Origin of the sequence: Mesorhizobium sp. M0808 (assembly GCF_040320025.1) — a bacterium.
Taxonomy (GTDB): domain Bacteria; phylum Pseudomonadota; class Alphaproteobacteria; order Rhizobiales; family Rhizobiaceae; genus Mesorhizobium.
The window spans coordinates 1-25,157 of record NZ_JAMYOX010000059.1 but is presented as its reverse complement, the minus strand read 5'-3'; the positions used below and the strand labels follow the sequence as shown (position 1 = coordinate 25,157).

Below are 25,157 nucleotides of genomic sequence, written 5' to 3'. Positions count from 1 at the left end.
CTCAAGGACATGGAAACTTCTATCATCAGGCTTAGGCGCAGACATAGAAATTGACACTGTAAGCTCCTCGGCTTCTTCAGTGTCACTATCTCTCGCTCATCACATCAAGCCGCGCCAGATGGGGTCGGCTTGGCGCTTACGATATGCTGACATTGTGGCTAATTAAACGGCGCGCCATCATGGAGGCCGGAAAAGGTTGACGGGCGGGCTAAAGCGGCATCCGTGGCCAATTTCCCAATGACCCAAACAGGGCGGCCACTGGACGGTCAGGTTTTGGGGCGCCCGATCAGAAAAATTGACTTAGATGACGATGGCTTACACCACGTGTCAGGCCTCCGATCCGCAACCCGAGCCGGGTCGCCGGAGTGCGCGAGGCACAATGTACTGCCGTCGGAATCAGCTCTGGCAGAAGGCTTGCCGCTGGAAGCAGCGTGCGGGCACCGAGGTTCCGGTCTTCCGCCAGGGATCGTCACCCCGGCTATCTCGTGAGAACAGCCTCCCAACCAGCGGCACTGCGCTTGAAGATTGTGTCGCTAGCGCCGCCAGCAAATGTCTCAATCTGTTCGACATCAGGATCAAAGCTTGGAACAACCGGATGCAGCCGCCCATATCGCAGGACTGGTTGGCAGCGATATCTAGCTTGCCGAGGCGTTTGTCGAAATCATAGCGAAGGCCCGAAACTTCGCAGACCAAATCCTTCCGTACCACCATGCCAACCCCCATCTTTCACCCAAGACAGACTGTTTGAGAGTGCTCGTCTTCGTCAACGCTAGCTGTGTAAGCGATGCGTTTCACAGTCCCTGCCTGATCGTGCTGACAAGTGTTGTAATCGTACCAACTAATGTCGCTGCAGTGCTTCGATGCTGCTGACTCTGCGCCAGCATCGCGCTCAGCTTGGCGCGAGCCCGTCGGGAGGCGGCTCGGTCTCGTTGGAAGATCTGCTCACGTCGCTGGTACGCAACCTTGTCCTGGGCCAGGATGGGCACGTCTCGATTGTATTGTGCGTATTCAGTTTGATAACGGGCACGGTCAGCGTTGTATTGGTTGGTCATCCTCACGATCGTGTCATAAGCCGCCTTCTTTTCCGCAAGCCACTGGTTCTTAAGGTCGGTGTGGGTGCATCTTTCGAACGGCTCCCTGTTTGGACAAAGGTTGTAAACCATTGAGTTGTACCTTTGCGTCGCAACATTGATCTGAACGGCGGCATTGTTGAGATCGGCGTTTTCTTTCTGCAGTTGGTCCCGACGCCGCTGTAAGTTTTGTGCACGCAAGATGAGCGAGCGGTTTAGCGTGCGAAGCGCCATGTCCTCGTTTCTCAGGCGCTGCTCTTCCGCAAGCACTGCGGGCGACTGGAAATCATACTGCTGCTTGAGCTTGAGAAAAGCGTCGAGCTCTTTGACGTATTGCGTTGAGACCGGGATCACTCGGGTCTGGATGGCGGTCTGAACCGTCGTGAACGAGGCGGCTCCTCTAGCCTCGAAATGCCAACCCTCGTCGGCGTTGATTTTTTGCCATCCCGCACTTTCGAGCGAGTCAGCAAGCAAGATCTCATCGTCACCTCGGACGACATCTATGGCGAAGCCGTATTCGTGGAAGCTCTTGCCAGGTTGGTTGGCGGCAACAGCGACAGGGCCGTCGTAATAGAGGTAGCGGTAATAGGCCTCGTAAAGTCGTGCTTGCTCCGTGGTAGAGCGCAGACCTTGCCTGATTTGTATATAGGGAAATTTGTGGGTGTTATCACCCTGATAAGTTGCATTTGCCGTCTTATAGAGATCGTAGGCCTCCCTATGAAGCTGGGCGGCCTTGGAGTCGTCGTTTGCCGTCGCCATGTCGGTCGGTGGGGGCTCGGGAACAAACGGACTAGTGAAAGGATCGCCCGCCGGGTACCTCTCGAGGTTCGACGTCGACCTCACGTCGGCAACCGGGTCAACCGGCAACTGGGCGAGGGCGTCGGCCGAAAGTGGCGAGATAACGAAGTCTATCGGCTTCAAGCGGGCATTAAGGATCTCGAGTCCCATGTCCCATTCGCCTACGTTGTCGTCGTTCTCGATACGGTCCACTCGTTCCTCCTAGTAGCAGTAACCCTGCACGTCCTGTCCCATCTTCCCGGCCGCTTTCGCCACAGTCAGCGGTGTCCTGCCTCGATGGTCTGCGAGCTTGGCATCCGCACGATGGGCTTTGAGTTGGCGAAGGATATTGAGAGCAGCATACCGTCCAGGCGTGCCGGGCCGAGGCGGGGGGTAGAGGGTAATCGACCCCGGAGCCGGACAGAGATAGCCGACGAGTCGGAAGAAGGCTGTTCGGCCTGAATTGTCGCGGACGTCGACAGAAGCGCCGCGGGAGAAAAATAACTCGATTAGGCCTGCCGTGTCTCCGAAGCGATCGTAAGTTTCGGAGTCAAAGTGGACCAAGTAATGTAGCGGCGTCAGCCCGTCGCGATCGAACACGTCAACATACGAATCACCACCGTAAGCGAAGATCAAATCGATCATCTCGAAGCCACCCAGCCGTGCCGCGGGGTTGCGGACTGCTTGGATTAGCACGGTAGAGGCGTCGGGATCGCGATGGCCGACATCCGCGCCCAGGTTGAGCAATAACCCCACAAGGTTCGTTGCCGTGCCATTAGGTGAACCTTTCCTGTCGGACGAATAGAGCGATACAACATGCGAGAGTATGGTTGCGCCGGCCGAATCAGTTGCTTCTAGGTCGGCCCCCGACTTTTGCAGAAGCTTCACAATTTCCAAGGCCTTGCGTTGATTGGAATATAGAGAGGCGAGGCATACCGAATATAGTAAGGAGATTCCAGACGGGAGCTTTACGTCGGCAATTGCACCGTATTTGAGAAGCAGCTCTACTATGTCGACGAGCAAATCCTCGCAGCATCCAACTAGCGCCGTCGGCGCGTCTCCTGAGGCGGTGACTACAGATTGGTCGGCGACGGCCCCATATTTCAGCATTAGCTCAGCGCATTCGAAGTCGCGACATTCTACCAAAGGGCCGCCAACTGCGATATTGCTGCCCTGTAGGAAGAGGTAGTCGATGATCTGAGCTCTCACATGATAGTCGGAACTAGTGACCTTGCTGGAGGCTGCCCAAGCGATTGGCGTATACTCGCGTTCACCGTTCGAAGTTGGCATGTTAAGATCGGCGCCATAGTTTTCGACTTGGTCCTTGACAGAGGCCAGGTCATCGCTGGCGATTGCCGCGAACAACGGACTCAAGGTGGATGCGGAATTCCAATTTACCATCACGGCCCCCCTGTCGCGCTTTATAACGTACGATGTCTGACAATAAAGTATGGGCCAGATTGTCGTTCTTTTGTGTGTCTTGCACAAGGTTCGAACCAAAAGTCTTAAGCGCGACCTTTCATGTGAAGTGACGTCAGGCTCACCGGTCCGGTCAGCACACCGTGCTAACATTGTATGTTATTAAATAGCGCCATCGTAGCGAAAACTGCCCTAGCGCCACGCGGCTTCGTCCAAACTTCGATCCGGAATGACCGCAACGGGGCCGCTAGCGGAACGACGGCTTTTTGCGGGGGTCTCGTCGATAGCGGACTGTCGGCATCCGCCGAGGGAACTGCCGGCAGGGCCGGCAGGCGACCGTATGCTTGCAGGCCTAGCACACTGGAAGTTGCCGCGGGTCCCCGCACCGCACAACCTTGCGTCGACTGAACTCCGTCATTATCCACTGGTGGCCGCCAACGCGCCAGACGTTATGAGGCACCCGCGACGCACTGGTCCGCGATACCTGCCTCACCAGCCATGGATATCAGTTTTCCGCCGGCTGGTACGCCAACTTTCGGCTCCGCGCGGCTTATCGAATAACTGCTAGTTCCTGCTTTGACTTTTCACAAGTTACATTATCACCCTAGGCTGATATCGATAGCGGCAACTCCTTTTGCTTCTAATGTCGTGTCCCGATATTATTGCTGCGGTTCAATTTCGAAACTGAAGCGGGCGCCATGAGCATTGACGAAGATACGGTTGCGTTGCCAGACGCCGCAGCCGCCACGAACATCAGTCGCGTGCTGCGGCAACTTCCCGCCGGCAGCCTTTCGGCCTCGCTGGCGAAAGCATGGCAAGGTGCACCCGTGGACAAGCGTACCGCCGCCCTCCTTGACGCGTGGAAAACCCACGGTCTTCCCAATCAGGTTGCCGATGACACCCCTTCGGATCAATAGCATCTCGATCCAGGGCTTCCGTAGCTTTGGCAAGTCGAAGCAAAGCGTCGCCCTATCCCCTACGATTTCGGTCTTCTGGGGAGGAAACAGCCAGGGCAAGACAAGCCTAACGGAGGCAGTCGAGTTTCTGCTTACCGGGCAGATCGCTCGCCGCGAGATGCTAGCCAGTGCAAAGGATGAGTTTTCTGAGGCGCTCCGAAATGCTCACGTCGAGAATGCGCTGCCCACGGTCGTAGAAGCAGAGATCATTTGCCATGATGGACAGGTCCGCCGGGTCTCCAGAACTCTCATCGAAGACTATCAGCGAGGCAGCGCAGCTGGCTGCAACACCCGTCTCGAGATCGACGGGGTCGTAGCCAAGGAGTCTGATATAGAGTTGGTCCTTGGCCTACGCTTGTCCCATGAGCCGCTTCGCGCGCCCATCTTAGCCCAGCACACGCTAGGCTATCTCTTCTCTGCAAGTCCAACGGATCGCGCCACGTATTTCCGCGCAGTTCTAGACACGCAGGAGCTTGAAGACTTTCGGACGGCAGTAGCGGGTCTCGCCGGCCAAGTGAAGGCCCCCACATCACAGGAGCTTACCGACCTCGGTACGATTGACGCGATGAAGTCGATCGCGCTCGAAACGATTCTCCTGCGAACTGCAAATGATATCGACGGATTGAAGAGTGGCCTCTCGTCGTGCTGCAATACACTTCTTGAGCGTGACGGCTCCACATCAAGCGCCGATTTGTCCGATCTCTGTCAAGACCTGGACGCTGAACTCACTCGTCGCCGTTCGCTTGCATTTCCGATAACGCTCTTTTCTTACGAGGCGTTCGCTAGGTGGAATGGCGATATAGCAACGGTCACAGACGCCTCCTCCGGCTTTTTGACAGAGCGCAGCAAAGTGGCGGAAGAGACCCAACGGCTCGTTGGCCTGTTTCAGGCTGCCCTGCAGATACCGGGTCATGACCATAACCGCGATCAGGACTGCCCGCTGTGCGGCGCGACCAACTCTCTGACCGCAGCTCGCATAGCGTACATCAAAACCCAAACCGAAGCCGCCAGGTCGTACACAGATTCCGAGATCGCGTTCTCCTCTGCCGTCAAGGCCGTCGATGCCCTTCTCGCGGCGCTCGAGACGTCCGCCACCCGTGGGCTGCCTGCTTTTGCCAATACGCTTGCATATGCCCGCAAGAAAAAGGGTTTCACCATCGCCGCCATCAGCACACTCGCAGATGATGACGCCCTTGTAGCTTCGTGGCTGACTGAAACCCGAACAGTTTGGCGGCGCAGCCGCGCCCTTTCCCGATGTATAAAGATTGCTCGCCAGTGCATTGAAGAGGCGTTGGCTGACACGGCAACCTGGAATGCTGCCGACGTTCTGCACTACCGACTGAGCCAAGTTGTCGTGGCTCAAGAGGCTCTAGAGGAGGCAACACTCGCTTACTCGGCCGCGGCTCAAGCGCTGACGGCAGTGTTGAAACTCTCTGTTGATCAGAGCGCCAACATACTCGGATGGGATGCACTAGTGCGCTTATCTGGACACCCCGAAAGCCTTTGGACCGCCATTCGCAGTGCCTCCCTTCATGCGAAGAAACTCAAGGACCTCGAAAGGGCGGTCACCGAGATCGACGTTGCAAACGGCAAAGTCGTGGACCAGAAATTTTCAGACTTGAGTGACGGCGTCCGCCATTGGTGGGAGCTACTTCGCCCTGATGAGGCAACGTTCTTCGACGGTGTGCAACGGCGCAGCAGCAAGTCCCGTCGCATTATCGACCTCAAGGTTGGATTGGCGGTCGCCGACGATCGAAGCAATCCGAAAGTGCGGGACGCTGTGGCTGTGCTTAGCCAATCTCAGTTGCACTGCCTGGGTCTCTCGATTTTTCTTGCCCGCGCGATTAAAGAGCAAGCGGGCTTCATCATCCTTGATGATCCGGTTCTCAGCAGCGACGATGACTATCGCCCGAATTTCACATCCTCCGTTCTCGAGGCCCTCACCAAGGCGGGCGTGCAAGTGATAATCGCCACCCAGGATCATGCGAGTTGGAAAGACATCGGCCATCGGTGGGATCACAATGGCGCAATTCAGCTGCAACTCATTCGGGCTGACCCCCTCCTAGGGACAGAGATCAGAAGCCAGGGAGATGCTCTAGCCACCATGATGGCGAAGGCAGCGCCAATGGTGAAATCAACCGACCCGCTCGTTCGCAAAGAGGGTGCTCAACGGGTGCGGGAAGCTATCGAACGGTTCGCGAAGATGATTGTGGTCCAGCACCGAATTTCCAATGGGGAGCCGCTGGCGTCCATCACCGATTACGATGGTAAGAACTTTTCCGAATACGGTCCTGCAGCGATGGCTCTGCTAACGAACGATCCGTCCCATCGCGGGAAGCTCCGAGCGGCACACAGCTATGTCACTCCTGGTCCGCATGACGATACCCCTCCGTCTGTCGGGGAACTCAAGACCGCATACGGGGACTTGAGGTCGCTCAAGGGGATGTATTTGCCGTAGGATCAGTCGCTGGTCCTCCATACTGAAAGGAAGTATTTTATGGGCGTGCCAAGCCGGTTTGCCATTGAGTATCCGAGGCGTGCTCTCGACTTGATCGAAATGCTCGAGGATCGAGCCCGAGGTCGAGACCTTCTTGGTTCTTTCGGACTGCTCGCGGCCTCGGCGGTACTCACAATTCCATATGAGCGAATGAAGGCAACGCACTTCCTGCACGACGATGCAAGAGACGGCGACCTAGTCGCCGCTTTCAAGAGGCTGGAAAAAACGTCCTTTCCCGAAGCAGAGTTCTGGAATGGCGAACGGATGGGACCATGGTGGCAGTCTCGCGTCGGAGGCCCTATCGATCACGTTGACCAATGGCGTGACGCGTCAGGTCATCACCCAATGTCCGTCGCCGCTGAAAATTCAATCGGCGATCATTCCGCCGAGGCGGTCATTCGCGTACTTCGCAACGCCCTCGCGCACGGAAACATCATTTATCTAGACAAAGATGCACGCGAGCGCGCCGACAACCAGATGGTTTACATGGCCTTCCTTACCAGGTACCCGGACAAAGAAGGCGAACCCGAAACCTATCGGATGGTCGCGACCAAAGAGGAAGAGTTTCTCCGATTTGTGAAGCTATGGGCGACTTGGATTAGCAACATCGCCGCTGACAGCGCCGTGGTCCGGGCGGCATGACAAAGGGCCTTTTGCCCGACTTCGCATCAACCCTGTGCGGAGCACCTGACCATGTATGATGTTCGTGCAAGCTCCCTCGAGATTCAAACGCGTCTCGTCGGGTTCGGCCTTTCGCCGATGGTACAGCAACGGCTGGGGGCCTTCGCCATCGTCTGGGGTCTATTCGAGACCAACCTTGAGACAACGCTCTGGGCTCTGCGCCAAGAGAACGTGAAAGGCGAGCGTCCTTCGACGGACTCCAAGTCCATAAGCGACTGGATCAAGGAACTGGACGCCAATTGGCCGCAACTCCCAACCGGAGCGCGACCGATCATGGCTGACGCTTCCCACGCCGCATTTGATCTCATGGACTACCGTCACGCGATCTTTCACGGGACGATGGTTCCCCTAGGCGGCGACCCCGTGTTCATTCGCAACCCACTTTGGAACGGCGAAAAACGAAAACGTATCACGCACGACGCCCACATTGATGAAAACCTTCTAGATCTTGCCATCGATACAGGGTGGACCCTGTTTCGACTGATGCGGACGACCGCCAAAGCCTGCGAGGACGTCACGAAGGTTGCGGAGGTGCTCGCTTTTGCTGTTCCAGTCCGTCGGGCTCGTGGCCACGCCAATGAGCTTCGGCACCTAACGGCCCTCATGAACGACGACAAATACTAGGACGCCCGCCCTCGGGCGATGCGCGCAAATCCCTAAACCACATTTACGTTTTGGCGTTATGGTTTCTTGCCGTCACGTATGATCACCACGCCGTCCACGCCGGGATATTTCTCTCGCAGTCGCCCGATGAGATTGTCGCGATGCTCAGGGCTGTCGATGACGGCTGTTTCCCCTGCAATATCAAACAAGGGATCGGTGCCGCGCCGGACACCTGGGGGTGGCTCACCCGGTGTTCCAACAGGGAGGGTCCAATCCTCCTCACCCGCGCCAAGCTGTCTGGCCAGCTTCTGGGTCGCGGGCGAAGTGCTCGGCCACGTGTTTAGCATCACTGCGCCAAATCAGTGTCCGCTTTTGGGCGATCCGCACCATTCCGCGGCGAATTTGAACCGAATACCCCGTCATCCCGTGTTCATGATTGTGCTTCGAAAGTCGCATAAAAGGCAGTGTGGAATGCACAAAGTAGCAGGAGAGTGGGGGCCCGTTCATAACGCGTAGGCCCCGCTAACATCGGCTGAGACCGCAATTCAGCTAATCCGGCCGTGCTTCCGATGCGACAGCTTCCAGGAGCAGGGTAACCTCGACATTGACGCTGGTAATGGCTTGCGAGTGAAGGGGCTGATTGGCCCAACGGGCGATGGAGACTACCAACGGGTAGTCCTCAACCGGCACCTCATGGATCTTGATCGATGTCCCCGTACGATCCAACAGCAGAAGCAAAGGAGTCATCCCCCCGTCCGATTTGCTCGCGATGGCGGCAACTCGCTGAACATCCGCATGGCTGTCAACGCGAACATTGAAGAGTATTCGGCCTCCAGATTTATCGGCGCAGTCGCCTGCTACGGAATCGAAGCTGGCCGCCGGAAAGTCTGCAGCTTGGACAATCATCTCGATCAAAACCGTCTCAAGTTGTGGCGTGCTACCCATCCAGCAACGTAGTCGGGAGACTCCCGCATAAATCAAGCAGGCGTCGTGGCGTATCCCCGGAGATCATCGGCACAGGCAGTCGGGAATGAGTTTTCGTGTAGTTACGGGCAGCATTCGAAGCAGGCGAGATTCTACAGCTTGTCTCGGACCCTGAACTCACTGGTGTTGGCGTAGGCCCGGTAAGAAGCTCGCCCCTTGTTCGGCCCCGCCGCAACAGAGCTTCTGCCGGAAATCCCTGCGGAGCACGTTCGCCGCGCAATGTGCGATGCATTTCCTTCACTGCTACGCCCTCAGACTCGTACCGCTTGCCACTGGCCACGAACCAGACAGAGATGAAGCGCGCATTGCCGCGCTCGAACGGCTAGTCGGCAAGCAGGTTCTGGACTCGAGTTTCTAGTGGGGGCTCTGCATGAGGCCGTCGGCAGAGAATCGGGTCTACATCCGCGACCACCGGTCCATGGTTTCTCCGTCGCTGAAGGATGCCGGCTGACCGGCCTCTCGCGCACGACCTTCTACGACCAGCCGCGCCGCGCTGCAAACGACACCGTCGAAGCGATGGTACCCATCTGGCACCAGTTCGAGCACTATGGCTAGCGTCGTGGCCGTGCCGCTCTTCGGCAAAAGGCATGATCGTAAACCACAAGAAGATCTGCCGCCTGATGCGGCATCACTTCAGCCGAAAATGCGCGGTCGATTCACGGTGACCACGGATACCGATCACAACCAACCGATCTTCCCGAACCTCGCCCGGGACTTCATCTCCGGTGGACCCGATCAGCTCTGGGTAGCCGACCTCACATACGTCACCGTCGTTGCCGGTTTGCCTATGTTGCCGTTGTCATTGCATGCCTGTCGCGGCGGGTATCGGATACGCCATCATCCGCTCGATCGACGCTCGGCTGATGCTGATGGCTTTGGCCGCCGCTGTCGAAGGACGCAAACCGCCACCCCGCTGCGCATCATTTTGATCTCGGTCACAATATGATGCGACAGCCTATCGCGATCATCTTGCCGCCCACGGCCTGGCGACGGTTCACTCACCACTCGTCCAATGCAATTCGAAGATCAACACACCCGGCAAACGATCAAATCAGCGGCCTGACTTGTGTCCGGCCTGAGGGGCCTACTCCACTCCAGGGTCACTTTTGAGGGCGGTTTGACAGGCGGAGCTCGCCGAATGACCACAACAGCTAAGATAGACGCGTTTGGCGGCTCGCGTGCAATGGTAAGCCCTGTTCACGTTGCGGATGTGGCTGGCAGTTTATTTGCTCTTTTGCGCTTCCGCTGCGAGCAAGGCTTGTCCCGCCAGTTCCGCGTGCAGCGTGCGCGCCATATCGAGGTGCTCGAGCACCTTTGGTAGGTTGCCTGAGGCGAAGTGCTGGAGCTCTGGATCTTCGCCGGAGCCAATCTCCCAAGCCAGAAGCTGCGCTGTTTTCTGATGGTCGAGGATCTGCGCAGCCAGATAAGCAAGATCGAACGCAGCGCCGTCCTGCTTTTCGAGATCAGCGCGGATTTTCTTATGATCAGGGTCGAGCTCTTCGGGAAGCGGAATCTCGCTCTTGTCCGCGACGGATTTCAGCTGTTTATTTGCCTTGTCGTGATCTTCGACCATTCGATTTGCAAATTCCCTCACCCCATCATGGCTTGTCTTTCCGTCCGCGAGCCGACCCAGCTCCACCTCAGCCATGCCGCCAGCCGTGACCAGCTGGGCGAAAAGCCGATCCTGATAATTCGTCTGGTTCGGCGCTGGGACTCCAGGCTTCTCCATCCTCGTGTCGGGAGCAAGGCCGGCCGGATTGCCGATCTGCGCCAACGCACAACAAGGCGACAGCGCCAAGGCGAAGGTGATTGCGGCAGCACGCATGATGTCCTCCATTCCGCGCCGAAAGCAGGCCCCCCGGCAGCGGCTTTTTCGCTCGTTCAGAGAGTGAGCAGGTAAGCCACGAGTGAATCCTTTTCCGGCTGGTCAAGCTTCGTTCCGAGCACCAAGTTGAAGAACTCAACCGTATCGCCAAGCGTCATCAGGCGGCCGTCATGCAGATAGGGCGGAGAATCCTTGATCCCGCGCAGTGTGAAGGTCTTGATCGGCCCATCCGGTATGGCGACCTGGTCGTTGAAGGTCTCGCCGATCTTGTAGAACCGCTCGAGCTTCAGGTCGTGCATGTTGTTGTCCATGAATGACAACCCTGGAACATGACACTCGGCGCAGCGGCCCTTGCCCATGAACACCTGCTCGCCCTTGAGCTCCTGCGCACTTGCGGTGGCCGGGTCAAGCCGCCCGAACGGGTCGAGCTTCGGCGCCGGCGGAAAATCGATGATGTTCTGCATCTGCGCCATCATCGCCACCTGGTTCGTGCGGTCGGGCAGATTCACCCCTTTGCGGGTGGCGCTCACGTGATCGCCGTTGAAGTAGGCGGTGCGCTGCTCGAATTCCGTGAAGTCCTCGACTGAGCGCAGCGAGCGCTTGGAGCCATGAATCTGTTGATTGAACAGGCCGCGCAGGCTGGTTGTGTCGAGCCGAAAGCGCTCGGCTTGTGGCCGGACGTCCGGCGTCAGGTGAAAGGCTGCGTTGGTATGGAAATTCGCGTGGCAGTCGAGGCATGCCACACCCATGCTTTGCGTCGCGACCTTTCTGTCCTCGGTCTGATTGAACTCCTCCTGCGGGAAGGGCGTCAGCAGCAGACGCAGTCCTTCCATCTGTACGGGTGTGATGATGCCGTTCATATATTCGTAGAAGTTGCGGATCGTCAGCAGATCACCGCGCGACACATCCCCCAGTTCTGGATGCGTGGTGAGGAATATCGGAGGTGGAAATTCCGGCGTAAGATAATCCGGCAGGTCGAAATCAACGTCGAAGCGCCGCAGATCGCGCCCTTCGTCGGCACCGATCTCCCTGATCTGGTTTTCCGGAAAGACCTGGCCTCCGGTCGCCTGCTTGACGTGCGGCAGCGGGAGGAAGCCGTTCGGCAACAAACCGCGGTCGCGGATTTCTTGGGGAGTCTTGGCGGCCAGGCTGTCCCAGGTCTCGCCTGCCGGGAGTTTGACCCTGACGGCCTCCTGCACCACTTTCCGGCCGCCCGACATCATGACGCCCTGCATCGGCCGGTCCGCCAGGTTGTAACGGCTCTCGAGCAACTTGCGCTGCCGCTCGATCACGGCGGGTTTTTGCGCTTCGTCATTCTCCTTCACCGCAGAAAGGGGCAGGCTTGGCAATGGACGATAGGTCAGATCCGGCGGCAGCGGATCGGAAGCAGCGGTAAGCGTGACCGCGGCGGCGCCAAGCAGCGCCGGCAAGCCAAGGTTGAAGACACGTGACATATCCCCTCCCAAGATTATGAAAGTCTCAATACGAACAGACCGCCCCAACTCCCGCGTGCGATGTTTGTTCCCGTGACTCGAACGAAACCGGACCGCGTCGTTGATGAGCTCGGGCGAGCCGCCGTGATAGTAAGCCGACTGGGGATTGCAGAGGGCAATCCTCCTTGACCAAGGCCCACGCAACGGCTGGTTCGTGTCGAGCGACGTTTGCTGTCATTTCTGGGAAATTGGCCGCGGCGATCCGACCGTCGACATACGCCTGCTGTTAACTCGTCAATTTGGTTCATGTTTCCTGGTTATGATGGCAGTCGGCGCCGTCCTGTTCAGCACAACGCAGATCCGTCGTAGAGCCGGAGCCGAACGCTGGAAGTACAGACTGGAGCGAACAGCTTTACTGCGATGCTCAGTCGAAACGGCTTTGCGTTACGAAGCGCTAATCCGAAACGCTGCCACGGTACAGCTTGCCGCCACGATGTGCTAACTGGAACCTGTTTCCGTAGGTATTTGGGCTGCGGTTTCCAGGAAGACTTGCGTTCAAAACGAGCTCCTCCGCCAAGTCGACGCTTGTCGCGAGCTCAAGCATGCGAGTCTTCTTGGTGATTTGCCACATGGCGTATTCGCCACCGTCAAATCCGCATCCAACCGCGGGGAGTTCCGTAGTTCTTGGCTCAAAAACAAAGAGTTTTGGCTGGTCCAAACGGTAACAATGACCTTCAAAAGCATACCCATAGACAACGGCAATTACCATCCGCTTCCGGTCGATTGGCGTATCCGAGCCAAACGGAACAACAGCCAGCTTAAGGCGATTGCCCTCTAGAGGGAGGTAGGCTGCGTTCTTCTCTATATTCAGAGCAACGCCAAATATTGTGATCTGATCCGCCGAATAACTCTTCGGATTCGGTGCTGCGGGAACGTCTTCATTGGACATTGTATTTCTACCTCCTCGATTCTGTGGCGTAGTGTCAGTTTCCCTGCTTGGCTGTAGTGGGTTTCCCGCTGTCAACAGAATTCTCCGTTACAAAATTTCGCGCCAGGCGAAATTGTCGATGACACTGCTCGCAAAACGCCTTGCACGTCCGCTCTCGGCTGCAGCAATCAGCGCCTCCGCCGCCTCCTGAAAGGTAATCGAGTGTGGCTCAAGCTCTTCCCACGAGCGAACCAACATCTCGCCCACGAGGTCACGCGCTTCCTCCAGTGCCGACTTCAGAGCGAACAACCGGCGGTCGTTGCCGCCAAGTGAAAGCGAAAGCTGCTCCTGCAGATCCTCTTCGGACAGTTCGCTTCTAAGGTCACGAAAGTCGCGGGGGTCGAGGTCGGAAAGGCCGCGTTCAAAGAGCAGAACCTGGTAAATCTCGACGAGAATGTCGAACAACGCACCCGCAAAGGGTTTGGAAAGATCGTGCACCTCTGCGCTAACATCGCTCATGCGCAACGAGTGGCTGAACAGGCGGACCTGCCTTTCATCGGAAATCTCGCCAAAGCGATCGAGTTCATTGGCGATGAGGAGGTTGCCGCGTGTCCGCCGCAACACGATGTCGAGAACCGTGTCGAAATGGAGAAGGCCGATCAGCGCAATGAAGTCTGCGACTGCCTCGTGATACGCGAAATACTCATGCGGCGGATCGGAGCGGGGCACACCCATCACGCCGAAGATGATCAGGTGACCGACTTCGTGGGCAACAGCGTCGAAGTTGAGAGCGAACGGCCAAGGTTCGCCGCGTGCCTCATTCTCCCCCATCTCCAGAAAGCCGTAGCCCGACTGCGCATTGTCCCAGCGAAGCCGCGGGACAATCTCCAACCGAACGTGAGTCGGTTCGAAAAACCAGGGTATTTCCCGTCCGACATAGCTCTCAAAAATATCAAGTACGCGCCGAACGCAGGCGTAGGTATGCGCCGCTTCAAACTCTCGAGTACCAATCGGGATGCTGTCGAAGTGACCATCAGGTCCCGCCTCGGCGGGCGGTCTCAGAGCACCCACATAAGGTGGCAGGTAGGGAAACTCGTATGGTTGCTTCTCGATCAACGGATCGATGACGTACATCCGGCGGTCAGCCGGCCCAGGGCCGATCCGGTTAGGCGGAGGGGAAACCCAGACCGTTTCTGGCTGCTCGTACCCGGGGATAAAAGGAGGTTGTGGGAAAACGAGGAAACGGGTTCCCAAGCGCGAGACCGCGGAGCCCATAAGTGACTGCCACTGCCCCGCCGAGTCCATGCAGGCACCCCACCTCTAACTCCCAATATGACATGAGTTCGTGCCCAAGTCACTCATCGGCAAGAATTGACGCCATATCGTCATCCCAAAGCCCCGCCGCGTCGAGGTCATAGGCCCAAGCCTCGGTCAAACGGAAAGCCTGCGTACTCTGGCGCTTGCCAGGCAGCTCACGAAAGCGTGCGAGCCTGGTCAAAAGCCCGACCGCGTCCTCGCGCTTGCGATCGATTTTCCCGGACGGCAACCAATCCGCCAAACGTTGGAATGTGCCAGCACGGCTGCGCGGAAAGGCCGACCTTGCCTCAGCGAGCAGGCGGGGATAACTGCGATCGACGAAGTGCATGCGCCGAGCCATTTCCTCGATCCGCCGTCTCTCCTGGGGGGACAAGAGTCCGGCCAACATCGCCCGGCCCAAGGTGAGGCGGATGTTGATGAGTGCTTCGCTCAGTGCCGCTGCGCCGAGCTCCGGCGGACACATTGCAACTGCAACCTCGTCGTCATCGGCCAGAGGGGTCTGCAAGTACCAGCGATAGATAAATCCATAACCCTGCATTCCGACCGCAGCCAGTTCGGCGGCCCGAATTGCGCCGATGCTGGCAGCGCCAAATACGGGAATACCTTTTGCAAGCGCCCAAAGAATCTCCTTGTGCCGCACCGCCGGTACTGTACCGAAAGAACCGTCGACCAAAACGATCGCCCTTGGCAGATACTCTCGAACGGCACGCACAACAGAGCCCTGCTCGGCGGGCGGTAAATAGATGGCATCCAGAATTCTGGCCGCTTCAGATTGTTGCATTGTCGGCCCAAGGAAGACGACCAGTTCGCTTGCCATTGAATTACGCATGGAGGAGATCAGGAAGTGGAGGAACGACAAGGCGGATGACTTCGAAGGCCGGATCCTTACTGCTATGCAGCGGCACGACGACAACCGCCCGCCCGCCCGCATCCTTGAGCGCCCGAAGGACGGTGTCCAGCGCTCCGACCCCGGAGGCAGGACCATGTGTGTCTGCGGGAAGCTGGACTGTATCGACTGGCGCTAGATATGCTTTCCGCCGCGCAGCCAGATCAATACGATCGTAGCGCTCGGGGTACGAAGCGCGCGTGATGTCCTCTCTTGATCCGCCCAGCGCTGTCACCCTGGCCTGTGCCGCCTCCAGCAGAGCGTTCGCCAAAGCACTGTCGAAGGTGAAATCGCAGGCGGAGCCCTCGCCTGGCATCGGCGCGATCTCGCGATGACGTTCAGTTTCAATCACCTCGCAGCGAAAGACGGGGAGATGGTGATCGCCAGGCACGAGCCATGCGCCCACAGCGAGATCGGCCTCCGCAAGGCGCGCCAAGATTCTCGAGGACCTCGGCCCTGGGGCGCTCGCGGTATCAATTTGACGCTCGGGATAGCGGCGTGGATATCGCTCCGCTGTCGCTACATTGGCGCGCTCCAAGATCTCCAGCGCCGCATGGATGATCGCCGCCAACACGGTGGAACCAGCGGCGAGCCCCCTTGTGGAGCGTGGAAACGCGATGGGGTGCGGCGAGGGAAAAGTGTAGATGGTATCCACCAACGCAAGGGGAACCGGCACCACGCGCGCCGCCAGCAGGTCGTAGCCGTCGACCCATCCAAGGCGCAGTTGGTCCCAGCCAGCATCGAAGCCGTGCACCCGGCAATCAGCGTAGAGATCGCGCACCTCATCTCCCAGGTCGCGCGCCCTCGCGAACCTGATGCGGCTATGCTCAATCCGCTCGGCGGCCCAGCATTCAAGTGCTTCCATGAAAGCCGAGGCAGCAGCATCCACTATGTTTTCGCCCTTCCCCTGCGAAACAGCGTTGGAAAGGGAAAGGGGCCGCACAACTTGGGCGACGGATACACCGGCGCGGTCAAGTCTGGACAAGGAGCCGATCCGGGTGATGCCGAAACAGCGCCGAGCCGCGACAAGGTCTCTGACGAGCCGCTCGGTAGATTCCGGTCGCCGGCCGCGGAAATCACAGCAGCTGGAGAACTCGCGTGAAAGTCGGGCTCCCAGATCTGCAGCGGCTGGTGACGACCCGTTCATGCGCTTTTGTACGGCGCGCGAAGCCCCAGGCGGGCAATGTCGGACTGTACTCGCGCAACGAGAGCTGCGGCCTGCTGCTCTCCACCCACCTGCAGTGCACGAGCCAAGTCCGTCCCGACGGCCTGCTCCGATTCCCCACGGCTATGACGAAGCAAAGCGCGTTGTCGAAGCAACGCTGCAAGCCAAAACACCTGGCCGCTCTGAGTCGAGGTCAAGATTGCATTGTCCAAGATTGAAAGAGCTTGTTCGTTGAGTCCTGCGCGAGCAGACAATTCGGCGCGCATTCCGTCGTAGACGGGGGCGCCTTCGGATGTAGACATCCCGCGGCCAATCAAGGTGGCTTCGAATTCCGCCAAGCCGGCCACCGCATCGCCGATCATGCCGTCCGCCCACGCACGAAACAGTGCGGCTTTCGCCAGAACATCAGGCACGGCTTGCGCCAAGTGAGCGATCTCATCCGCAACCTTGATCACACCCTCATGATTGTTCCTGTAGCATCTCAACTCCAGGTCGAATTCCAGCGCATGCAGCAAGCTATTGAGATGACTGATGTGCACTGCCCATCCCTTGGCGGCTTCCACGCTTTGCGACGATCCAATGTCGTCACCCATGAACCAGAGAGAGAACGCGCGTTCGCCGAGACCGCAAACCTTTGCGTCGTGGCCCCCGTAGCGACTTCTGCTGAACCGAGCGCGGTCCTCGTCATACAGACGAAGACCATCCTCCACGCATTGCAGACAGCGGGAATGAAGCCCAGCATCGATGTTCGTCGCCCAAGCGCAATGGAGCGACTGGAGGCGAACCTCTGGGTCGCCAGAACCTTCAAGATCGCGCACAAGAATGTCAGATCTTGCGCGCTGCGTCTCGTAGTCGGGGGAAGTGAACCACCAGCCCCAGTACAGTGGAAACCATTTCGCACGATCCTGACCGTTACGTTCGGCGCAGAGCGACAGCCCTTGTTCGTAGATCGAGCGAGCTTGCTCACTCCCTTTCCCGAACAGCGCCGCAGCTACAGGCCCACGAACAGTGAGGAGGCGAAGCCGAAGATCGCTTGCGTCGTTGCTCTCGTTGGCCTGCATGAGCTGCTTTTCGGCAAAATCCGACATTCGGTCTGCCTCGTGTATCGCCGAACGGAGAGCGCTCGCTTCGGCTGCTTGGATTGCGCATCGTGCTGACTCCAGGGGCTGGCCAGCCTGCTCGAAATGCCACGCCATGGTTTCATCTGGTAGCGACACAACAGTGCCTGACTGAACAAGTCTGACGATGCGCGCGTGAATCTCGCGACGCTCCGACTTGAGGAGACTGTCGTAAGCGGCCTCCTGGATGAGCACATGACGAAATCGGATCGCCGAATCCGGAGTTTTTCGACGCACGATCCCGGCCTGTGCCAGCCCCTCGAGCGCCGCATCCAAGTCAACAGCGAGAGGCTCCGGCTCCATTAAGGTGACCAGGAGCTTCCAGCGGAACTCCCGTCCGATCACACTGGCGATCTGCGCCACCCTCCTAAGCTGACCCAATCCGGCCAGGCGGGCTGCGATGAGGTCCTGCAGGTTCAGAACGCGGCCCTCACGAAGAAGCGCTTCCCATTCGGTGCGCTTTGACTGGACAGTTGCATCCACGCCCTCTCTGAGCAGCAGGGCAAGCTGCTCTGCAAACAGGGGAACACCATCACTCTTTTCGTAGACGAAATCAGCAAGCTCTGCGGGACGAGGGCTCTCCCAGATTCGATCGAGAAGTTCCGAAGTCGCTTGAGCAGTAAGGCCGGCTAGTGCGATTGAAAGCACGTTGGGGTCGCCGAGAGGTTCGGCGGCCATTGCCTCGCGCGAGGTTGCAACGAAGAGAACCGGCCTGGAGACGATCCACTCCGGCAGCCTCGTAGCTACCGCCTTTGTGAGCGTGTCAGCCCAGTGCAGATCCTCAATTACGATCAGCACCGGTCCGGAGCTCGTGGAAGTAGTCAGCACGGCCAGAATTGCTTCGACCGCCCGCGCCCTGATTTCGTCATCCGAGAGGTCGATCTGCCAAGCTTCGCTCGACCGCTCGTGCACCTTGCCGAAAAGCAGGAACGCAACAATCTCGGCGTTGAGTTCGCCGACCTCGGGACCCAGGTTGCGCAGAAAATGAACGACCGCCTCCGGAGGAGGTTGAGGGGTTTTGGTCGCCTCCGAAACGGCCTCCCTGATCGATTCCAGGAACGGGTGTAGTGGTTCGGTGTTGCCGCGTGGTTCGCATTGGAACACGAGCGCGACAGCATTTTCCGCCGCGATCACGCGGCGTAACTCCGCGACCAGCCGCGATTTGCCCATGCCCGCGTCGCCATGGAGCAGCACAAACTGGCCATGGCCGCCCTTGGCTCGAGCCCAGCGCCGCGCGCACAATTCGAGTTCGTCGTCACGGCCGACCAGAGGCGCCGATACACGCCGATAGCGTGTAAAACGATCGGATTGGCGACGGCGGGCAAGTGGCCGCCACAATTGAACAGGCTCGCCAAAGCCCTTCAGCTCCCGCAACCCGATGTCCTCGAATTCGAACGCGCTGCTCGTCAGGCGATGCGTGGTGTCCGCCACAGCTACGCTGTTCGGTGCAGCCTCAGACTGAATGCGAGCGGCAAGCGCTGGAGGGATTCCGATCACCTCGGTATGGTCGGGAAGTCTTGTTTTTGAAATGTCAGCAACCACGACCAAGCCGGTGGCTACACCGACTCTTATCTTTAGGTTTGATTCGACCTGTTGCGATAATCGCTGACACCAATCGACCAACTGAAGTGCCGTCTTAACGGCAAACTCGGCGGCGTCCTCGCTCGGCTCTGGGTATCCGAAGTAAGCGCAGCCGCCGTCGCCCTGGACGTGTTCAAGATAACCGCCGTTGCCGCTGATTAGGGCTGCCGCCTCATTATGCAGAGTCCTCTGCAAGGCGCCGAACTCTTCGGGATCGAGTTGATGCAGCAGGGCGGTCGAACCGACAATATCGTAGAAAAGCGCCGTGACCTGCCTGCGTTCTCCCGAACGCGGGCCGACTGGAAACTCTCGTCCCTCACTAGACATCGGATATTCCGCACGATCTGCGACTGCGCGACGCTGCGTCTAAGGAAGGATGATACCTAAGCTCGACGCGCACTGCGAGCTCTATAAGGCTCAGGCGTGTCTAGCGACGTCAAGACGTCGGACAAATGGCAGCGTTGCCGCAAGCTCGATCTATGCCGACGCACCTTGGACAGCCCGCCCTCGACCTTTGTTGTCGTGCTCTCGGGCGCGACAAACAGACATCGTAACCGAATTGCACACAACATCAATTGTCCGCTCATAGCCTATTGGTGCTCGAAGCGGCCCGTCCGGTCTCGGCCCCACTGCCGACTAGTCCCCTTTCGCTTCCCTTCCGGCCAATGGTGCCCGAAGGAGAAGCGCGATGGGACATTTCCAGCACGATCCTGCGATGCCGGAGCGCAAAGCTTGGAATGCTAGCCGGAACGTCGCTCGCGCGATCGAGCGCTCTTTTTCGTCATCCAACGCATCTCTTCGCGACGAACCTCAGGTTCAGGTCCCACAAAAGGTCTTATAGACGCGGGCATCGCGCGGTGGTGGCTCGGCATAGCTCGCGAAGCCTGGCTGGACTTCGTATGGCTTGCCGAGCACGGTCAGAAGGTCCTCGAACGGTCCGAACTCCTGTTTCTTCACGGCGGCCTCGATGACCGCCTCAACGTGGTGGTTGCGCGGGATAACGGCCGGATTGACGCGCTGCATGGAAGCCCGGCGCGCTGAACCTTCCTGCGGCTCTTGCCTGAGCCGTTTGCGCCAGCGCTCGGCCCAGTCGTCATATGGGGCAGGGTCTTCGAAGAGGCTGCGCACCGCGACGTCGCCTTCGGGTCCCATAGCGGCCTCGCTCAGGCGTCGGAAAGTCAGGGTGAAGTCCGCCTTGCCAGCGACCATCCGATCGAGAAGATCCTGCGTCAGCGCAAGATCGCCTTCCCGCTCCGACAAAAGTCCCAACTTGCTACGCAAGCCACTATTATACGCGTCGCTGAACCGTGCTGCGAAGGCAGAAAGCGCCTCTTGGGCCTGCTCCACGGATCTGTCCTGATCCTCAGCCAGGAGGGGCAGCAGACACTCCGCCAGCCGCGTCAGGTTCCACTGGGCGATCGCAGGCTGATTGGCATAAGCGTAGCGACCTAACTGGTCGATCGAGCTGAATACGATCTTGGGATTGTAGATGTCCAGAAAAGCGCAGGGGCCATAGTCAATCGTCTCGCCGGCGATAGACATGTTGTCGGTGTTCATAACCCCGTGAATGAAGCCGACGAGCAGCCACTGCGCTACGAGGTTCGCTTGGCGCGCAATCACACTTTCCAGCAGTGCCAGGTAGGGGCGAGCAGCACCCGCGGCATCCGGGTAGTGCCGGGTGATCGCGTGATCAGCGAGAGCCCTCACCGCATCCACGTCCCCGCGCGCCGCGAAGAATTCGAAGGTTCCGATCCGCATGTGGCTGGATGCGATCCGTGTCAGCACTGCGCCTGGCAGGTAGGTTTCTCGTATCACCTCATCACCGGTCATGACCGCAGCAAGCGCCCGAGTGGTCGGAATGCCAAGAGCCGCCATGGCCTCACTGACAATGTACTCGCGCAGAACGGGGCCAAGCGCCGCCCGCCCGTCGCCGCCGCGGGAAAACGGTGTTCGGCCGGAGCCCTTTAGCTGGATATCCCGGCGCACTCCTTCCTGATCGACGATCTCGCCTAGCAGGATTGCCCTTCCGTCGCCGAGCTGCGGCACGAACTGGCCGAACTGGTGTCCGGCATAGGCGGTAGCGATCGGCTCGGCACCTTCGGGAATCCGTTTGCCGGCAAGAATCTCAACACCCGCCTGCGTGGCGAGTTCTACCGGGTTGAGCCCGAGCTGGACGGCCAGCTCCTGGTTAAGCTTGAGGAGGTGCGGTGCGGAGACCGGGGTCGGGGAAACACGCGCATAAAACGAGCTCGGCAGCCGAGCATAGCTGTTGTCAAATGCAAAGCGTACCGTCATTCACACTCCTCAAACATCAACGGCAGTCGCGAGACGCTTCGTCGGTCGCAAAGATTGTTATCAATGACAATAGTGCCATCAGACTGCCGGTCCGTATGCTGATGTGGCGATGCTCGAACTTCATTTCCAGCTACGTGCCAGAAATGGATGTGTCAGTGCCTTCGGGCAAGTAGCCTCTTCGAGCGGAACGGCTACGACGCTTCTCGCGCCAGCGAACGTCTGGTCTTCGCGAATCGGTAGCCTTGAGCCGCCTGACTGCTTTCGGCCCCATTTTTGACATTCAGTCAGACGGTGTCCGCAATGCGCCGACGACAATTCTTTCTCTGAGATGCTTCAGTTGGCTCACTTTGCGTTCTGTTAGAGCTTCGTCGAAGAACATTCCCGCCGCAAACCCCAAGGTTATCGTGGAATTTTGCTAAGCCACTTTCTTTGACAAGTGGCCTGGCTTCAGTCGCTCCTTGAGGATAGGTGCTTTGCTTCAACTTTAGTTGGCGACGCTCTTGATGCCAGATGCGACCGCTGCATTATCAGCGGATTGGGTTATGCTGTTGAAAAGGACACACGCACTTTCTTTTTTGCGGAAATTGAACCCTAAGCAGGATTTGTCGTTTGCACATTGCAGTATGCAGTCGGGATATCGGAGCGGAGAGGTCCAATAGGCATTGCCAGAAATTTCCGTTTTTATGGCGAACACCAAATTCGAGTAGCGCAAATTGCTCTCGACCACTTTCTTTGCGGCCATGATCGACTCTTCGCTTTTGACCAGTAGCGATGCGTCCCCTTTCATGAAACAGGCTCGAAATTTCGTGTTATAAGTAACCGCTAGACACCTGAAGTCGGTATCGCAGGCGGTTTGACACTGCTCAGAACTCACGTTCCTAATTGGCATATCCGGCAGGTCGTTTCCGATCGCGTCCCACCCGGACACGACAACAAATCCACTATCTGGATCGACCTCTGTCGCAGGAGTTTCTGCGGGGACAGTTGCGGCCTGCTCTCGTAACGGGTCAGGAATGATGTCTGAAGACGCAAATGTGCGACCATCCAGCCACCCGCATCTTGTTGCAAGATCGACGGCGGATGAATCATTAAGGCCGACCAACTGAAGCGTCTGAGCAGCAGCACCAGGCCCGGCTGGTGGCGCTGTCGGGGCAGAACGAGCTGCCAATGATACATTTACGTCTACGCCGTTTACACTCCGCCGAGAGTAACACCACGCTCGGTCCCAGGTTTCGTCGTTCTCATCCTTGAAGTGGTGACCTGTGATTAACTCCCAAGTGGTGCCTTGGAACTCGACGTTCTTGGTGGCGAACTTGTTGAAGTCGACGGTCACCACGTCAGGCCTGGTAGGGGCGTCAGCCTGGGGCGCCCGCTCCTGAGCTGGCTTTGGAGTTGGAACAGGAATAGGCGGCTCGTCTTTTGGGGAGGTGAGATCGCTTGGCTGCTCTGTGGTCGGCAAAACCGCCGGCTCCGGCAAGGTTTTGTCCCATAGACCAAGATTGATGCCTAGCCCAATCCCGACCGCCGCCACTGCAATGGCTCCGCCAGTCGCCATTCGGCGAAAGGCGGTCGCTCGGGCTGTCTTCTCTTGGGCCGCGGCTTGAGCCTGCAAGGTTGGAATCGCTGACCTTTTGACGGCGAGATCGACGGCTTGCTCAAGCAGGGTGGTGTTATGCCGGACGAGCACTTTTGCGACCCTTCATTGATACCGTTACCAGGTCTGAGACCTCAGGCGGCAAATCCTGGTCCAGGGCCTTGCGAAGGACTTCGGGATCATCGGTGAAGAGCGGAACATAGAGGATCTCTTTGACCAGCTTTTCCACAGGCACCTCAACCCGCTTCTCAACCTCTTTCTCGACCATAACTTCGACTGGTACCTTAATCGTTTGAATTCGGCGCCAACGCCAACTCAGAAGCATTCTGCGGAGCAGCCTGGAAGTCTTGCTCTCTGAATTGTCCTCTTCTCGGGCGGCAATGCGCTGGAGCGCTAGAGCGACCATTGCCGTAATTGGTCCCGCGAGCGCGGCGATGAGCGCGAGCGAGCCGAACCAAATCACAGAGATTATTCCGGCCTGTGCCTCAGTCACCAGTTCAGGTTTGCTGCCGTACCACCGTGAGGCAATACGGCGGACCTGATCTGTCCGCGCCATTGGGATCCGCTCCTTGGCCAAGGCGCTGAGGTCTTTGGCAATCTGGTCCTGTCTGACCTGGTTTTGCGCCGAGGTGTTTGCCTTGTTGGCTTCTGCCGCCTGGGCATCTGCGAGCCGTTTGCCCGCTTCATCCGATCGACGCTGCCAAGCCGCGGCATCACTATCGCGCGTTTGCTCCAGAGACGAACGCCTATCGACAAGCTTCTGCCTCTGGTCAGTAGTCATAGGAGGGCTGCTTGCCCGCAAACGATCGAAATTTTCGCGCAGCGCAGCAACCTCCTGATCAAGCGGCTCAATCTGAGTGTCGAACTTGGTAATAATTTTAGTGCGAGGGTTGGCAAGTTTAGCCACTGCCGATTCTAGCCTGCGTGCCGAGTCGCTGTCGCCTGAATCGCGCGCCATCTTGATACGTTCAACAAAGCTGTCCCGTTGGCGCTCGAACTGATCGACAGCGTCTTTAACTTCGCGATCACGCTGTTGAATCAGCGCCGATCGAACCGCGTTTTTCTCATCCACTTGATCGCGAACACGCGAGGCCTCTGGAGTAAGGGCTGTCGTTCCCTCCAATTCCGCATTGGCCTCGGCAATTTGCGACTGAAAGGTCGCACGCGATTTTTCCGCAAGAGAGGTCAGCTGCTCAATTTCGGAACGGGCTTGATCGACCTGATCGGCTTTTCGACCAAGTTCGTCAGCAGAGGCGAGCTTTGTCGCTTCCTGCTCAAGGGCATCAATTTTGTTTACGAGCTCCTCATAACGCAGCTGACGCAATGCGCCTGCCCTCTCCATTCCCATGAAGACAGTTTCGAAAGTGATGCCTGCAAGAACCAGGAGGAAGACCAAGATAATGGGCTTCCAGAGCCAAGACGCGCTGAAAAGCAGTGTAGCTATCGGTATCTTGGTGAGCTCCGCGATTGCCACCATGAGAAAGGGTGCACTGGCGAGCGTCAAATCCATTGCAGTGACAGACTCGCTTGCAGAAAACGCTTGTACGCCTAATGCTACACCTGTCGTAAGCCCAATCGCTGCGGCCGCGATCTCTAGGGCCCAGGCACCACGGTAGGTCCACTGGCCATAGCTTGCCAGCTTTTGACTCATCACAGTCTGCATTTTACTCGACCCCCCGACAGGGCAACATCACGCCTTGATCGCCTATCAGCATACACTGAAAAATAACTATGTTAACGATTTTGAAAGTCTTAGTTAAGGCGTCTTCTCTCTATTGCCGCAACAACTTTTTCTGCCCTTCAGATATAGAATACCTCGTCAAAAAATGGGGTCTAGCAGACCGCGCCGCCCATGCATGGTCTTCGTTGGGTCGGTGTAAGCGGAAAGCCGAACAGGCCGTAGCGCGCTTACTCCGTTACATTTTAGCTAGCAGAGTGTTTCGCATGGGATCCCATCCTTGTCGCGATCGAGTTTTCCGCCCCATGAGCAGTTTTGCAGGTACCAGTTGGCTTCGTCGCAGGAACCGA

20 protein-coding genes are annotated in these 25,157 nt (G+C 58.0%); 5 read left to right on the top strand and 15 right to left on the bottom strand.

The window, feature by feature from the left end; genetic code table 11:
• Nucleotides 1-791: 791 nt before the first annotated feature.
• Nucleotides 792-2,060 carry a D-alanyl-D-alanine carboxypeptidase family protein gene (locus NKI25_RS33350; RefSeq protein WP_353000625.1) on the bottom strand — a complete coding sequence of 423 codons (1,269 nt, stop codon included), beginning with the start codon at nucleotides 2,058-2,060 and terminating at the stop codon, nucleotides 792-794.
• 9 nt (nucleotides 2,061-2,069) lie between these two features.
• A complete protein-coding gene (locus tag NKI25_RS33345; protein WP_353000623.1) occupies nucleotides 2,070-3,248 on the bottom strand; it encodes an ankyrin repeat domain-containing protein in 1,179 nt (392 codons plus the stop codon).
• A gap of 716 nt (nucleotides 3,249-3,964) precedes the next feature.
• On the opposite strand from NKI25_RS33345, the gene NKI25_RS33340 reads away from it, so the two are divergent.
• From NKI25_RS33340 to NKI25_RS33325, 4 genes are read left to right on the top strand one after another with little or no spacing between them, the layout of a single operon-like run.
• The gene (locus tag NKI25_RS33340; RefSeq protein ID WP_353000621.1) at nucleotides 3,965-4,183 is read left to right on the top strand and encodes a hypothetical protein; all 219 of its coding nucleotides are present in this window, start codon (nucleotides 3,965-3,967) and stop codon (nucleotides 4,181-4,183) included.
• Nucleotides 4,161-6,680, top strand: coding sequence for an ATP-binding protein (locus NKI25_RS33335; RefSeq protein ID WP_353000619.1), 2,520 nt, complete (start codon nucleotides 4,161-4,163; stop codon nucleotides 6,678-6,680). Before NKI25_RS33340 ends, NKI25_RS33335 begins: the two co-directional genes overlap by 23 nt.
• Before the next feature lie 39 nt (nucleotides 6,681-6,719).
• On the top strand, nucleotides 6,720-7,361 hold the full coding sequence (locus NKI25_RS33330) for a HEPN family nuclease (protein WP_353000617.1): 642 nt from the start codon (nucleotides 6,720-6,722) through the stop codon (nucleotides 7,359-7,361).
• A 51-nt stretch (nucleotides 7,362-7,412) separates the two neighbouring features.
• Nucleotides 7,413-8,024 carry a hypothetical protein gene (locus tag NKI25_RS33325; RefSeq protein ID WP_353000615.1) on the top strand — a complete coding sequence of 204 codons (612 nt, stop codon included), beginning with the start codon at nucleotides 7,413-7,415 and terminating at the stop codon, nucleotides 8,022-8,024.
• Nucleotides 8,025-8,080: 56 nt separating this feature from the next.
• On the opposite strand, the gene NKI25_RS33320 is transcribed toward NKI25_RS33325, so the two are convergent.
• Both NKI25_RS33320 and NKI25_RS33315 read right to left on the bottom strand, forming a co-directional pair.
• Nucleotides 8,081-8,212 carry a hypothetical protein gene (locus tag NKI25_RS33320; RefSeq protein WP_353000613.1) on the bottom strand — a complete coding sequence of 44 codons (132 nt, stop codon included), beginning with the start codon at nucleotides 8,210-8,212 and terminating at the stop codon, nucleotides 8,081-8,083.
• Between the two features lie 340 nt (nucleotides 8,213-8,552).
• Nucleotides 8,553-8,918 carry a hypothetical protein gene (locus NKI25_RS33315; protein WP_352789875.1) on the bottom strand — a complete coding sequence of 122 codons (366 nt, stop codon included), beginning with the start codon at nucleotides 8,916-8,918 and terminating at the stop codon, nucleotides 8,553-8,555.
• A gap of 628 nt (nucleotides 8,919-9,546) precedes the next feature.
• Here NKI25_RS33315 and NKI25_RS33305 point away from each other — a divergent pair.
• Nucleotides 9,547-9,933: a hypothetical protein gene (locus NKI25_RS33305; protein WP_352789872.1), complete on the top strand. Its 387-nt coding sequence runs from the start codon at nucleotides 9,547-9,549 to the stop codon at nucleotides 9,931-9,933.
• A 276-nt stretch (nucleotides 9,934-10,209) separates the two neighbouring features.
• On the opposite strand, the gene NKI25_RS33300 is transcribed toward NKI25_RS33305, so the two are convergent.
• From NKI25_RS33300 to NKI25_RS33250, 11 genes are all read right to left on the bottom strand, one after another.
• Nucleotides 10,210-10,812, bottom strand: coding sequence for a DUF4142 domain-containing protein (locus NKI25_RS33300; protein ID WP_352789869.1), 603 nt, complete (start codon nucleotides 10,810-10,812; stop codon nucleotides 10,210-10,212).
• Nucleotides 10,813-10,868: 56 nt separating this feature from the next.
• On the bottom strand, nucleotides 10,869-12,266 hold the full coding sequence (locus NKI25_RS33295; RefSeq protein ID WP_352789899.1) for a cytochrome B6: 1,398 nt from the start codon (nucleotides 12,264-12,266) through the stop codon (nucleotides 10,869-10,871).
• A gap of 433 nt (nucleotides 12,267-12,699) precedes the next feature.
• A complete protein-coding gene (locus NKI25_RS33290) occupies nucleotides 12,700-13,194 on the bottom strand; it encodes a hypothetical protein (RefSeq protein WP_353000611.1) in 495 nt (164 codons plus the stop codon).
• Between the two features lie 87 nt (nucleotides 13,195-13,281).
• Nucleotides 13,282-14,307 (bottom strand): gluzincin family metallopeptidase, encoded by a 1,026-nt coding sequence (locus NKI25_RS33285; RefSeq protein WP_353000610.1) that lies wholly within the window; start codon nucleotides 14,305-14,307, stop codon nucleotides 13,282-13,284.
• Between the two features lie 220 nt (nucleotides 14,308-14,527).
• A complete protein-coding gene (locus tag NKI25_RS33280; protein WP_353000608.1) occupies nucleotides 14,528-15,307 on the bottom strand; it encodes a TfuA-like protein in 780 nt (259 codons plus the stop codon).
• A gap of 4 nt (nucleotides 15,308-15,311) precedes the next feature.
• Nucleotides 15,312-16,523 (bottom strand): YcaO-like family protein, encoded by a 1,212-nt coding sequence (locus NKI25_RS33275; protein WP_353000606.1) that lies wholly within the window; start codon nucleotides 16,521-16,523, stop codon nucleotides 15,312-15,314.
• Nucleotides 16,520-19,567, bottom strand: a complete 3,048-nt coding sequence (locus NKI25_RS33270) for an ATP-binding protein (RefSeq protein WP_353000604.1) — start codon at nucleotides 19,565-19,567, stop codon at nucleotides 16,520-16,522. Before NKI25_RS33270 ends, NKI25_RS33275 begins: the two co-directional genes overlap by 4 nt.
• 489 nt (nucleotides 19,568-20,056) lie before the next feature.
• Nucleotides 20,057-21,535 carry a protein adenylyltransferase SelO gene (locus tag NKI25_RS33265; protein ID WP_353000602.1) on the bottom strand — a complete coding sequence of 493 codons (1,479 nt, stop codon included), beginning with the start codon at nucleotides 21,533-21,535 and terminating at the stop codon, nucleotides 20,057-20,059.
• A gap of 484 nt (nucleotides 21,536-22,019) precedes the next feature.
• Nucleotides 22,020-23,222, bottom strand: coding sequence for a PAN domain-containing protein (locus NKI25_RS33260; RefSeq protein ID WP_353000599.1), 1,203 nt, complete (start codon nucleotides 23,220-23,222; stop codon nucleotides 22,020-22,022).
• Nucleotides 23,206-24,780: a hypothetical protein gene (locus NKI25_RS33255; RefSeq protein ID WP_353000597.1), complete on the bottom strand. Its 1,575-nt coding sequence runs from the start codon at nucleotides 24,778-24,780 to the stop codon at nucleotides 23,206-23,208. Before NKI25_RS33255 ends, NKI25_RS33260 begins: the two co-directional genes overlap by 17 nt.
• Nucleotides 24,781-25,056: 276 nt before the next feature.
• Nucleotides 25,057-25,157, bottom strand: a 101-nt coding sequence (locus NKI25_RS33250; protein ID WP_353000037.1) for an excalibur calcium-binding domain-containing protein, incomplete at its 5' end; no start/stop codon positions are given.